General features: G+C 47.5%; 11 protein-coding genes. 8 read left to right on the forward strand and 3 right to left on the reverse strand.

The genetic code is table 11. The annotated features are described in order from the left end of the window. Positions 1-992: 992 nt before the first annotated feature. From M0413_RS12820 to M0413_RS12840, 5 genes are all read left to right on the forward strand, one after another. Complete coding sequence (locus tag M0413_RS12820) at positions 993-1,295, forward strand: c-type cytochrome (protein WP_133179628.1); 303 nt, start codon at positions 993-995, stop codon at positions 1,293-1,295. Between the two features lies 1 nt (position 1,296). Continuing rightward, on the forward strand, positions 1,297-2,523 hold the full coding sequence (locus M0413_RS12825) for a sulfite oxidase (protein WP_249554476.1): 1,227 nt from the start codon (positions 1,297-1,299) through the stop codon (positions 2,521-2,523). Continuing rightward, positions 2,523-2,906, forward strand: coding sequence for a cytochrome c (locus tag M0413_RS12830; protein WP_037414220.1), 384 nt, complete (start codon positions 2,523-2,525; stop codon positions 2,904-2,906). Before M0413_RS12825 ends, M0413_RS12830 begins: the two co-directional genes overlap by 1 nt. Then, the gene (locus M0413_RS12835) at positions 2,903-3,238 is read left to right on the forward strand and encodes a c-type cytochrome (RefSeq protein WP_037414218.1); all 336 of its coding nucleotides are present in this window, start codon (positions 2,903-2,905) and stop codon (positions 3,236-3,238) included. Before M0413_RS12830 ends, M0413_RS12835 begins: the two co-directional genes overlap by 4 nt. Before the next feature lie 100 nt (positions 3,239-3,338). After that, positions 3,339-3,809, forward strand: coding sequence for a hypothetical protein (locus M0413_RS12840; RefSeq protein ID WP_240199973.1), 471 nt, complete (start codon positions 3,339-3,341; stop codon positions 3,807-3,809). Positions 3,810-3,950: 141 nt separating this feature from the next. Here the strand turns inward: M0413_RS12840 and M0413_RS12845 are convergent, their stop codons facing one another. After that, on the reverse strand, positions 3,951-6,194 hold the full coding sequence (locus tag M0413_RS12845; protein WP_249554478.1) for a TonB-dependent hemoglobin/transferrin/lactoferrin family receptor: 2,244 nt from the start codon (positions 6,192-6,194) through the stop codon (positions 3,951-3,953). Positions 6,195-6,384: 190 nt separating this feature from the next. On the opposite strand from M0413_RS12845, the gene M0413_RS12850 reads away from it, so the two are divergent. Then, positions 6,385-6,789, forward strand: coding sequence for a carboxymuconolactone decarboxylase family protein (locus tag M0413_RS12850; RefSeq protein WP_249554479.1), 405 nt, complete (start codon positions 6,385-6,387; stop codon positions 6,787-6,789). A gap of 201 nt (positions 6,790-6,990) precedes the next feature. Here the strand turns inward: M0413_RS12850 and M0413_RS12855 are convergent, their stop codons facing one another. Both M0413_RS12855 and M0413_RS12860 read right to left on the reverse strand, forming a co-directional pair. Next, positions 6,991-7,491, reverse strand: coding sequence for a hypothetical protein (locus M0413_RS12855; protein ID WP_249554481.1), 501 nt, complete (start codon positions 7,489-7,491; stop codon positions 6,991-6,993). A gap of 185 nt (positions 7,492-7,676) precedes the next feature. Next, positions 7,677-7,928 carry a DUF2999 family protein gene (locus M0413_RS12860; protein WP_249554482.1) on the reverse strand — a complete coding sequence of 84 codons (252 nt, stop codon included), beginning with the start codon at positions 7,926-7,928 and terminating at the stop codon, positions 7,677-7,679. Positions 7,929-8,315: 387 nt separating this feature from the next. On the opposite strand from M0413_RS12860, the gene katG reads away from it, so the two are divergent. Further along, positions 8,316-10,538, forward strand: a complete 2,223-nt coding sequence (gene katG, locus M0413_RS12865) for a catalase/peroxidase HPI (RefSeq protein ID WP_249554484.1) — start codon at positions 8,316-8,318, stop codon at positions 10,536-10,538. Between the two features lie 197 nt (positions 10,539-10,735). Continuing rightward, entirely contained in the window at positions 10,736-12,229 is a 1,494-nt protein-coding gene (locus M0413_RS12870; protein ID WP_249554486.1) for an ATP-binding cassette domain-containing protein, read from the forward strand. Positions 12,230-12,381 lie beyond the last annotated feature (152 nt).

The raw sequence follows: 12,381 nt of genomic DNA on the forward strand, positions 1-12,381 counted from the left end.
GTTGATTACAATCGAACCAGACGGCATAGTGCTCTTGGGTACTTAAGCCCTGAAAACTTTGAATTAAAAAATAGTGCTTAGCAAAGTGTCCACTATTACTGGATCAGATCATTTTCCATAACGGAGGAATGCGGCTTACTGAGCTAAATGAATACACCAAATATGATTTTAGTTAGACATCACTTGATGAATACAGCTAATTAAAGGGCAATAAATACCTAGGTATTTATTGGCACGCTTAATCGATATGAGTGAAAGCTCGAACAGGCACAGATCTTTGGGGATTAATAATTCGCTCTGTAGTCACAGGAGTTCACCTTCCCCTGCGAAGTTGCCGCAGGGCGTTGGAATAAATTGCGTGAGTCCGGTCATGGTCGTTCTCGTGCATCTGATCCATAGGGAAATGGAAAATGTCAGTATGATGTATGGAACATCATTGACCATGCACTTCACGACATTCAGGCCTCCTGCCTATCAGATGTCCGGCTAGCTTTCGTAGGTACAGGGGCGAATGAAAATCGGTGATTTTCGCGCTTATGAGCGAGAGGCTGGGACTGCCGAACTGGAGGGCTTTACATGGATGTAAAGTGGAGCCTTCGGAAGCGATAGCTATTTATCCATAAGACCAAGGCTGATTTATAAATAAAGCGTTAATGCATGTAACTTCGCTAGGGGCGCCGAGGCTTCGCTTTATGAATAATGCAAAAGGGGAACAGGCGTTTTTCCCCCTCTTGGTCGACTCTTTATTAAAAAATCAGGGGTTGAAGCCCCACGACTTTAATTCCACTTGGCCATAAGGCCACAAACCATCTCCCTTTTCTAATCAATGGCTTGTCATTTTACTACTTACTAATACAAGTCACTTCTCTTGAGCTTTTGACTCAATTGTATTGAATGTAAACCTCGATAAGCATTGATGTAACTTAATGTTATCTGAATGGCTACGTTCAATGACAGTCGTCGTGATGAACACTAACTGAAGAGAATAACGGATGTTGCTGCGAGTGATTTATTCGGCGGGTGTGCTGATGCTTATGTTACCGGCGGTAACCCACGCCGATGAGAGCAATAAATTGTTGAATATGTGCAAGGCCTGCCATGGCAAGTCTGGCATGAGTCGTTTTGAACATATTCCGAATATTGGATGGCAAAACTCGGATTATCTGTTGAAGCAGCTTCGAGCCTTTAAGGCTGGCACGCGCCAAGACCCCACTATGACTAAAGTCGCTCAGTTGTTGAGTGAGGCGGATATGCAGCAGATGGCGGAATACTTTTACCTCGGAAAGGACAAATAACATGGATCTTAATCGTCGAGTTTTTATAAAAGGTGCGGTAGCGACGTCGGTGTTATCCGCGCTGCCGGTTAAGTGGGTATTTGCCGATAAGCTTCCTGCTGGGGTGAGTGCTTTGGATATTTCGGCATTAACTTGGACTAAGGCTGAGGACTTACCGAGTTATTGCAAAGTATTAAACACTAATCCGCTGAATGCGTATCCGCCAGAGCATATGCTTGCGCCTGCGGTGACGCCTGCCGATGTTTCGTTTATCCGCTGGAATGGCATAGTGCCTGATTTTAAGACGCTGGATGCTAAAACCTGGACTTTTACAGTGGATGGCGAGTCGGTTATCACCCCTAAAACCTACACCATTGATGAGTTAAAGCGCCGCTTTAAACATCATACCTTACAGCTATTGATTGAATGTGGCGGTAATAGTCGCGCGGGCTTTTTCCCGAGCACTAAGGGCAATCAGTGGAATAACTCAGCGGTATTTTGTTCCGAGTGGACAGGGGTGTTGGTGAGCGATGTGCTTAAGGATTGTGGTGTTAAAGCCGATGCGGTTTACACCGGCCACCACGGGGCTGATGTGCATTTGAGCGGAAAAGGTGAGGCTATTTCCCGCGGTGTTCCTATCAAGGCGGCGCTCGAAGAGCTTGGGCTAATCGCGTGGTCGATGAATGGTGAGGATATTCCTTACCTGCATGGTTATCCCCTACGTATCGTATTTGGTGGCCGGCCGGGATCGGTTTCGCAAAAAGCGGCAACGGGGATCAGTGTGCGTAATAAAGTCCACGACGGGCATAAAATGGCAGCGCCAGCGTATCAAGTGCCTAAATATCCGATTGCACCCGGCGAGACGGTTGCTGAAAAAGACTATCGAATTATTGAAGAAATGATCGTGAAGTCTTTGATCACTCAACCACAATCTGGCACTGAACTGGCTCAAGGGCAAAAACTGACGGTTGCGGGCCATGCGTGGGCGGGCGTGCGCGAAGTGGTGAAGGTGGAGGTGAGTTACGATTATGGCACCCGTTGGTTTGTCGCGGAGCTACAAAAACCGAAAAACGCCACCGCATGGCAGCAATGGAGCATTGAGTTGCAGCTGCCAACACAGGGCTATTACGAAATCTGGGCCAAAGCGACCGATAGCGAAGGTGATAGCCAGCCCGTTGTACAGCCACAATGGAACCCTAAGGGATATATGTTTAATGGTTGCCACCGTATTGCCGTTAGGGTGGTGTGATGAGAGCGCATGTCAATAAGCTGATCATGTGTGGGCTGCTTTTCACTGGGGCGTCGTTCGCCACCGAGTATCCCGTGGACCCTCAATCGGGCCTTATTATGGCGCCCGGTTGGGAGTTGGTTAATTATCAATGCAATGCCTGTCACACCAGTATGATTGTTACCCAAAATCGCGGTGATAAAGCCTTTTGGAAAGAAACCTTGCAGTGGATGGTGGATACCCAAGGCTTATGGGATTTGTCGGATACGTGGGAGCCGACGTTGAGCTACCTCAGTACCTATTATGGTCAAGCTGAAATGGATATGACCCTCTTTAGGCGTCTGCCCCTTGACGCAAGCCAGTTACCACCGCCAGCTAAACCTGCCGCTAAGGGATCTCAATGAAAACGTTTATCGTCAGTTTGCTTGTCCTGTGCGGCTTATCCACAGCGGTTTATGCCGAAGGTTATCAAGCCGATATCGAGCGGGGTAAGGCTCTGGCCACGGCTCAATGTGAGTCATGCCATGGGCTGGCGATGATCGCCATGGCCAAGCAATTCCCCAATTTAAGGGGGCAAAAACCGGCTTACCTTAATAAGCAGTTAGTCGATTTCAAAGCGGGCTTACGCCTCGATCCGTTAATGCAATCACAGGTTAGTGCGTTGACTGCCGAGCAATTACAGGATGTGGCGCTGTTTTATAGTCAGCAACAGATCCCCAATCTCAGTGCAAATTAGTGCGGCTAGCCGTTTGCTTGCTGACAAGAGTAAGTTAAGCGGTTAGCATCATCACCATCGGCTTATGGCGACGACACGGCTGGAAATGGCGTTGATAGGAATGGCATTGATAAATCGCAGAAAATTAGCATCTCTTATTGGCGTGCTGGTGTTATTGCCAGCATGGGGATATGCCCAGCAAGCGGAGGTGAGCGAAGCTAATCACTGCCAGCCTGTCAGCGGCTCTGAACAACACTCAGGTCAGTGTGAGCACAGCGCGGATAATACCGCCTACGATAAATTTGATGGCGTGGTATACCGTGGCGTCATCAATACTAAGCCCGTCACGCTGGAAATTATTGGTCAAGGCAACCAATATCGAATGACCGTTGATGGCTTGGCAACATTTGGGGAGTTGAATACCGAGCGCGGCTTTGAGCAGGATGAAAACGCTTCGCTCTTTATCCTTAACTGGCAACAGCCTGAAGCAGAACAGATAAAGTTTGTGAAATTATCCAAAGACCATTCAGTACTGGTGCGGGTTGATGCCAATGGCCAGCTCGATAACACCGCAACCCTGCATACGCGATAAAATGAGTCATTGTTGTTGCGAGCGCTTGATTACAAATCAGGGGATGAAGCTGCGATTTTGATTGAGTGTATGGCTCAGAGAGATTGCTAAACATTCCCCGGTAAACACCGGGGAATCGCTTAGAAAGTACAACAGCTTGAATTAAAACTGATAATTAACACTCAGGTTGAAATAACGCCCAGGTTGGGTGAAATCATCCTTTTGCAAGTTCATGGTGCTATTGAGTAAGAACACGGATTGGCCAGCCACATCAGCGTAGTCAACATATTCCTTATCAAACAGGTTATACACCCCAGCACGCAGATGCAGATTGTCGGTAACGTGCAGGCCCATGGTTAAGTCAAACACGGCGTAACCGGCGGTGTTGTAGACTTCGTTAAAGCTTTCTTTAGGAATACATTGGCCCATCACGCAAATATCATCGATGGTCAGGTTGATATCGTGGGTGCGGTCCATCTTATCGGCCCAGCGTACTACTGCGCCAATATCGGTTTCCATTCCACCAATATTGCTATACCAATTCACCCCTAGGTTACCTTTTAGCGGGCTAACGCTGTTAAGGTATTGACCGTTTTCATCGGTTCCATGGGTATAGGAGATATTGCCCCATAGCTCTATGGTATCTGTCAGCCAATGGTTGGCTTGGGCCTCTGCGCCATAGAGGGTCACTTGATCGCGGTTGAAGTACTGGTATTTGAACTCCATGGGCTGCATCACCGGACCAAACACTGGCGGTTTAAAGCTGACATATTGCCAGTCAATAAAGTCGACCGCGTGGGTGTAGAAGGTGGTGAGTTCATATTGAGTATCTGCATGGTTGCCACGGATACCCAGTTCCCAGGTGTGGGATTGCTCAGACTTTAAGTCATAGTTGGCTTGAATGATCACATCGGTCATCGAGCCGCCATCGACCTCTAACTCCCCCCATTTTTGATCGGGCGTAGGCATTTTATAGCCATAGGCATATTGGGCGTAGGCACTCACTGTGTCGGTAAGTTTATAAACGAGCCCCACTTTGGGTGACCAAAAGGTGTCGCTCATTACCGCAAAGTCGGCTGGATCTTTACCTGCTTCCATCGCTTGTTGTTGGTCGGGGCTATTACGGAAATAGTCATAACGTAAACCGCCAATCAGGTTTAAATCCCCATTTAACAGGGTGATATCGTCCTGCAAAAATAGCCCTAAACGGTTGCTATCGGTATCGGCAAAGGTAAAGGGGATTTCGGTTTGCCAATCACCGCCGCTGCTAGCGATATTGTTGTTGCGATGGCGCATCATTTTGGACCATTCATAGTCCATACCGTAGGTGAGCTGATGGCCGTATCCCTCTGCGCCTAGGTATTTACTAAAGGTACTGGTTAATCCAAGCCGTTGATCTTTAAATTTATAGTCGCGATATTCGGTGAGTGGGCGCGCTGTGGTACGCAAATCAAAATAATCACGGTGTTCGAGTTGCTCCGTTTGGCCAAAATAGGCGGTAACGGTCAAATCATCGTGTAAATACGTGGCTTTATCGGAGCGCAATTGCAGGGCGCCGTTGATCACTTGGGTATCGCGATCGGTATCAATCCGCTCCTGCGGTACTTGGGCACGATTGAGCTTATCTTCCCAGCGTTCTAGCGTTTGCTCTAGGTAGTCGAGGGTGAGCTGCACTGTGGTGTGCTCATTAAAGCGGTATTTGCTCTTGAATAGCAGGCTGTCCTGTAACAGATCGCTTTCAGGCTGAGTATCAAAGTAGTTAGGTAACTCTTCGCCTTTGCGATGCTGATAGGTGAGCAAATTCTCAAAATCGCTATAGGCCGCTGCACTGGTAAAACCGCCGGAGTATTCGTTATTGATGCCTGTGTAACCCGCATTGAGCGACACATAATAATCTTCGCCCCGCAGGTAGTCGCTGGCATCTTTGGTGCGCATCACGACTACGCCACCGAGGGCATCGGAGCCGTACATAGTGGATGCAGCGGCTTTAACTACTTCAATTTGCTTAAGACTTTGCACTTCGGTTAAACCACGGCCTGTGCCTTCAGCACCTGGGCCTAACGGCGAAGCATACTGGTTATTTACCCGTACGCCATCTTTTACCATCATGACTCGGTTGCCGCCGATACCGCGAATGGTCACTGAGGTCGGTTTACCTGCACCACCCTTGATATCGACTGCCGATTCATTACGGAACAGGCTACCAAAATCATTGCTCATATTACGTTCGATGGCTTGTTCATCTATGACCAAAATAGAGCCTGCCACCTGTTCAATGTTTTGTTCCATACGGGAACCTGAGACCACAATTACTTCTTGAATAAGTGGTTTAGATTGTTCGTCTGCCCAAGCGGGCAATGCACTTGCGACGGCAAGGGCACATAGACTGAGCGGCAATGGTTTCATCAATCACCTTTTTATAAATGAGAATTGTTCTTACCTTGAATATGCGCGATAGCTTATATGGAATTTACCTTGAGGTCAGGTTTTAATTGCCATAATGTGATCGATGCAAAGCCTGTGAATGATGTTTTTAAAGGGAATTATCTATTGAGCCAGTTAACCTTGTCAGAGTGTAGAGTAAAAGGATTGTCAGATGAACGAAGAGCAATATGAAAAAGGGCTTAAGGTGCGCCGCGCTGTGATGGGTGACAGTTTTGTTGATAAGGCCCTTAGCAGCGCAACGGATTTTACCCAGCCATTACAGGCGTTAGTGACTGCCAATTGTTGGGGTGAAGTGTGGTCTCGCGAGGGATTACCGCTGCAAACGCGCAGTTTAATCACCATCGCAACCTTAGCGGCACTAAAAGCGCCAGCTGAGTTAAAAGGTCATGTTCGCGGTGCCTTGCGCAATGGCTGCACAGTTGCAGAAATACAAGAAGTACTCTTACATTCAACCGTTTATTGCGGTATGCCGTCGGGCATTGAAGCCTTTAGAGCGGCAAAGGAAGTAATTGAAGAGTGGCAAGCTGAGCTGGACAAGGTGTCGGAGCAGTCTTAATGTTAGACCCGTGTGGCATGTATCCTTTGAGCCATCGGATGTGGCACCATCACCTGATGTGTGCGTACTTAGGATACCTTGCCTGAACGAGGGGATGCTATTCGCTCGATGTTCAATGTTCGATGTTCGATGTTCGATGTTCAATAAGTGTGGCCTGAGTTTTTGCCTGTAGCTTGCGGCTCACACTCAGGCCAAGGCTTGTTAGAGTCGTGGATCGGCCGATTGGCTCTCGACTTGGCCGATGACAGTGATATCACTCAAGTTTGATAGTTTACCCCACTGCTGAATAGTCATCATGCCGGTGATTTCCAGGGCGGTGAAACTTAAACGTATGCCGTCTTTGCGGTATTCCTGCGGCAGATTTTTAGGCAATATTTTTTGGCCGTTGTCGGCGATAATCCCCCAAAAACCCCCTTCTAAATTGAGATATCTTACAGTGCCTTGCAGCATTATACCTTCTCCTTTAGGTGAAATACTTGGCTTGTTAACACCTTGTTTAGCAGCTTGCTGTTGCTGACTTTCGCGCTTATCCATATTGAGCGGATTGATCTCTACTGTAATTGCTTGAGCCGTGCTTGTTTGTGAACTCGTTTGCTCGGCGGGTTTGTCCATACCTTGTGCATGTTGCGCTTGAGTTTGCTTTTGACAACCCAACAACAGTGCGGGCAACAGTAATGCAAATAGACGAATAGGTGGGCGCATCTTGATTCCTTTCAATCACTTTTGGTTATGATGGCGTGTTGCAACACTCTAGCAAATATTGTCCGCGAGGGGCGATAAGGTTTTTATATCTTTGTGTAGCAGTGTGAAAGGGTAGAGATAACAATTTGAATAAAAAGGCAAAGCCAATACTGCTTTGCCTTTATAAGCCGATTGGCTGGGATAAATTACTTTTGTAGCTGCGCTTTAGCGGCTTCAACCTTAGCAAAATCTAAGCCCAGCTCGAGTACCGCTTCTTTAATCACGGCAGGGTTTTGCATTACCAGAGCGATCAGTTGTTGCAGTTTTTCAGGTGGAATACCGAGCTGGCCAATAATGCCCATCGCCATCAGGGGATTATCGGTTAATGCTTGAAAAAGCTCGTTAATTTTTGCATCAGTGACATTGTGTTCTTTTAAGATGGCAATAATCGGATTCATTGCAATACCTTATCAACGTTAACGGAAAACGGCCGCTATGCTATCACAGATAGCTAAACCTTTTGGATGAACAATTTTATACCATAGTCATTCCCTATAAGTTGACTACTAATACAGTATGGATTTCGGTAAGCGGCAACTTTCTTAATGCTTTCATAAATTAACCATCGTTAATCTATTTTCGCGATTCCAATCATCGGTATTAATCGTTTCAATTACTTAGAAGCCTGTCATTAGACTGCAATCTCGGTTGTGTTAACGGCATATGACAATTTTGCCTTGGAGTAACACAACGATAAGGATTGCTGTATGCCGTCAAGCAGCAAGCGGATGGCTCATTGTTAATACAAATCAATGGGCCGAACAGGACGAAACTAGGTAACGATCATGAAAATAAACACCCTTCCTACGCTATCGGCGTTAACTTTGGCTATGTCTCTCGCATTGGGGGCGGGAACGGCCACAGCGCAAGAGCAAGTCACAGGTAATCAATTTTGGTGGCCTGAAAAATTAAATCTCAGTCCATTACGTCAAAATGCGATTGAATCCAATCCCTATGGCAGTGATTATAACTATGCCGAAGCCTTTAAAACCTTAGATCTCGATGCGGTAAAAAAAGATATCAAATCCTTGATGACCGAGTCTCAGGACTGGTGGCCCGCCGATTATGGTCACTACGGACCTTTCTTTATTCGTATGGCGTGGCATAGCGCGGGCGTATACCGGATTTTTGATGGCCGCGGTGGTGCTGCGGGTGGCCAACAACGCTTTGAACCCTTAAATAGCTGGCCGGATAACGTGAGCTTAGATAAGGCGCGCCGTCTGTTGTGGCCCATCAAGCAAAAATACGGCAGCAAGCTTTCTTGGGGCGACTTGATGGTGCTAACCGGTAACGTGGCATTAGAGTCGATGGGCTTTAAAACCTTTGGTTTTGCGGGTGGTCGTGAAGACGACTGGGAAGCCGAAATGGTCAATTGGGGCTCAGAAAAAGCGTGGCTCGATAGTAAAAGACGCAACGAAAAGGGCGAATTGGCTAAACCTATGGGCGCGACCCAAATGGGCTTAATTTACGTTAACCCAGAAGGCCCGAACGGGGTGCCCGATCCTTTAGCATCGGCAAAGGAAATCCGCGATACCTTTGGCCGTATGGCGATGAATGACGAAGAAACCGTTGCCTTAATCGCCGGTGGTCACACCTTTGGTAAGGCGCACGGCGCACACGATCCCGCAAAATGCGTGGGGGCCGATCCGGCTGCAGCAGGCATTGAAGAGCAAGGTCTAGGCTGGAAAAACAAATGTGGTAAAGGCCACTCTGAAGACACTGTTACCAGTGGTCTGGAAGGGGCTTGGTCATCCAATCCAACCAAATGGACCATGGAATATTTAACTTGGTTGTATACCTTTGACTGGGTACAAACCAAGAGTCCAGCGGGCCATATCCAATGGACGCCAGCCGATGATAAAGCGGCAAATCTGGTACCCGATGCCCACTTACCGGATAAGCGCCACGCGCCGATTATGTTCACCAGTGATATAGCATTGAAGGAAGACCCTATTTATCGCGAGATCACCACGCGTTTCCTGAAAAATCCTAAGGAGTTTGAACTAGCCTTCGCCAAGGCATGGTTTAAATTAACTCACCGCGATATGGGACCAAAAGCGAGATATTTAGGCGCCGATGTGCCAGCAGAAACGCTGATTTGGCAAGATCCTATTCCTGCGCTTGATCATCCGCTTATCGATAACACCGATATTAAAGCCTTAGGCAATAAGATATTAGCTTCAGGGTTAACGGTGCCAGAATTGGTGAGAACAGCTTGGGCATCTGCCAGTAGCTTCCGTGGCACCGATATGCGTGGCGGGGCAAATGGCGCGCGCATTCGTTTAGAGCCTATGATGAACTGGCAGGCCAACAATCCAAAAGAATTAGCTAAGGTGTTGGCTAAGCTTGAGAAAGTCCAAAAAGACTTTAACGGTTCGCTCAAGGGCGGCAAAAAAGTCTCCTTAGCTGATGTGATTGTGCTTGGCGGTAGCGTCGCGGTTGAGAAAGCCGCGAAAGAGGCGGGAGTGATGATTTCGGTGCCATTTACCCCAGGTCGTATGGACGCCACACAGGCGCAAACCGATGTGAACTCTTTTGCGGTGCTTGAACCTACGGCCGATGGTTTCCGTAACTATTACTCAAAAGACAGCAGTCTTTCTCCCGCTGAGATGCTGATTGAGCGCGCCAATATGCTTAATCTGACCGTGCCCGAAATGACTGTGCTGGTGGGTGGTTTGCGTGCGTTGGATGCCAATAGTGCTGGCGTTAAACACGGTGTATTTACCGATAAGCCAGGTGTGCTGAGCAATGACTTCTTCGTTAACTTACTCGATATGTCAACTAAGTGGAGCAAGTCAGCCAAACAAGAGGGCATTTACGAGGGGCAAGACCGTAAGAGCGGTAAGCTTAAGTGGACGGCAACCCCTGTCGATCTTATCTTCGGCTCTCACTCTGAATTGCGCGCCGTGTCTGAAGTCTATGGTGCACAGGATGGTCAAGACAGATTCGTGCAAGACTTTGTGAAAGCGTGGAATAAAGTCATGAACGCCGATCGCTTCGACATCTAAAGTGAGCGGTTAACCTCAAGCCCATCCGCGCGTTTTCGTCGGGTGGGCTTTTTTATTTTTGTGGGTAATCAGTGTTTGAGCGATTGCTGGCTGGCATTCCATTCTGCTTATTTACTCAGTAGTATCAATGCCATGATAGATTTTACGCATATTCAGTCGAGTCAATGTTAATCGGGTTGAATACCTAAGGAAGTGGGATGGGGAATAGTGCAACGTACGGGGATAAAACGCTTGTTGTAAAAGGGTTGCGCTACGGTCGTGGCAATGAGCTGCTAGTCGTTGAAGATTGGCAGTTAATGTCAATGCAACATTGGGCCATTTTTGCGACCGACAGCTATAGCGGCTCACTCCTTGGGCGAATATTAGCGGGTGATATACAGCCTGATGAAGGCGAGATATCTGGATTACCGTCGCGAATTGGTTGGGTATCTCTCGGTTTACAGCAGGCATTACTTGAACGTGAGCTAGCAAAGGATGAACTCGACTATGGTTCAACGGTTGAATCCTTAGTGCTGGAGTCTTGTTTGCATACTGAGCGTTTGAGCGCCTTTTTACAAAAAGTGGAACTCGAACACTTAGCGCAAAGAGGATTTAGACAGTTATCGACTGGTGAAACCCGGCGGGTGATGTTAGCGAGGGCACTGGCAACTGAACCTGAATTATTGATTTTAGATGACCCCTACGCTGGGTTGGATAGCGAGCATCAACTCAGCCTATCACGGCTGTTAGTTGAAATTGCCGAATATACTCAGTTGCTTATCATCACCTCCCGCCAAGAAGAGTTACCACCCTGTATTAGCCATGTGGCACTGTTTAATAGCGATATGCTCAAATCAGGTCAGCATGTGCATCAACTCAGTGCACCCATGTCGATTGAGCAATGGCATAGTCATCCCGTGATGGCACACTTAAATGCGCTTTCGGCTAGCCGCAGTGCCGAGTTGTTGGCGTTAATGGAACGCCAACGCCACAATGCCGAAGCCTTTGATCCCTTAGTTGAGATTAAAAATGGCAAGGTGGAATATGTTAGCGGCTTGATTTTTAAAGATGTGAATTGGCGGATTAATGCGGGCCAACATTGGCAAGTGCGGGGGCCAAATGGTTGCGGTAAGAGTACCTTACTCGGGCTGATTTTGGGCGATCATCCCCAATGCTACAGTAACGATATCACCCTCTTTGGGCGTCCACGAGGCAGTGGTGAGAGTATTTGGCAAATAAAACAACGGATTGGAATAGTGTCATCGGCCTTGCATTTGCAATACCGAGTGAGTTGTTCGGCGCTCGATGTCTTGCTATCGGGTTTTTACGATTCTATCGGCCTGTACCATAAACCCACTAAAGCTCAGGTCGATTTGGCGAAGGAATGGTTAGCGATACTGCATATGAGTGAGTTTGCCAGCACGGGCTTTAAGCAACTGGATTACGGCCAGCAGCGGCTATTGCTTATAGGCAGAGCCTTGATTAAACAGCCGTTATTGTTGATTTTGGATGAACCATACCAAGGGCTCGACTTTATCAATCGCATTTTGGTGATGCGGGCGCTGAATATGATTGCCGAACACCATCTTAGCCAATTGCTGTATGTCTCCCATCATAGGGAAGATGCCTTGCCAGCCATTAAAAACTTTGTCGATTTTATCAAGCAGGAAGAAGGTTATTCGGTTGAGATTAGTGAGGGTGCCGATGTGTAACTCGAATTAGCTATCGAGCCGAACCTTATCATCATGGTGAGTAAAACTGTGATAACAACCTCGGTTTAAAAGTGGTAAATGACCATAATAGTTTTTGGCGTACGCCAAAAACTATTCAAAGGGAGCGTCAATACTCGATTGCTTTCTAACAT

Source organism: Shewanella sp. 8A, from assembly GCF_023475945.1.
Taxonomy (GTDB): Bacteria; Pseudomonadota; Gammaproteobacteria; order Enterobacterales; family Shewanellaceae; genus Shewanella; species Shewanella xiamenensis.

Bases quoted from the DNA above. Each gene is read 5' to 3' on its own strand.
- M0413_RS12855 (WP_249554481.1), bottom strand. From the start codon at position 7,491: ATGCGCCCACCTATTCGTCTATTTGCATTACTGTTGCCCGCACTGTTG.
- M0413_RS12825 (WP_249554476.1), top strand. From the start codon at position 1,297: ATGGATCTTAATCGTCGAGTTTTTATAAAAGGTGCGGTAGCGACGTCG.
- M0413_RS12835 (WP_037414218.1), top strand. From the start codon at position 2,903: ATGAAAACGTTTATCGTCAGTTTGCTTGTCCTGTGCGGCTTATCCACA.
- M0413_RS12870 (WP_249554486.1), top strand. From the start codon at position 10,736: ATGGGGAATAGTGCAACGTACGGGGATAAAACGCTTGTTGTAAAAGGG.
- katG (WP_249554484.1), top strand. From the start codon at position 8,316: ATGAAAATAAACACCCTTCCTACGCTATCGGCGTTAACTTTGGCTATG.
- M0413_RS12850 (WP_249554479.1), top strand. From the start codon at position 6,385: ATGAACGAAGAGCAATATGAAAAAGGGCTTAAGGTGCGCCGCGCTGTG.
- M0413_RS12820 (WP_133179628.1), top strand. From the start codon at position 993: ATGTTGCTGCGAGTGATTTATTCGGCGGGTGTGCTGATGCTTATGTTA.
- M0413_RS12860 (WP_249554482.1), bottom strand. From the start codon at position 7,928: ATGAATCCGATTATTGCCATCTTAAAAGAACACAATGTCACTGATGCA.
- M0413_RS12845 (WP_249554478.1), bottom strand. From the start codon at position 6,194: ATGAAACCATTGCCGCTCAGTCTATGTGCCCTTGCCGTCGCAAGTGCA.
- M0413_RS12830 (WP_037414220.1), top strand. From the start codon at position 2,523: ATGAGAGCGCATGTCAATAAGCTGATCATGTGTGGGCTGCTTTTCACT.
- M0413_RS12840 (WP_240199973.1), top strand. From the start codon at position 3,339: ATGGCATTGATAAATCGCAGAAAATTAGCATCTCTTATTGGCGTGCTG.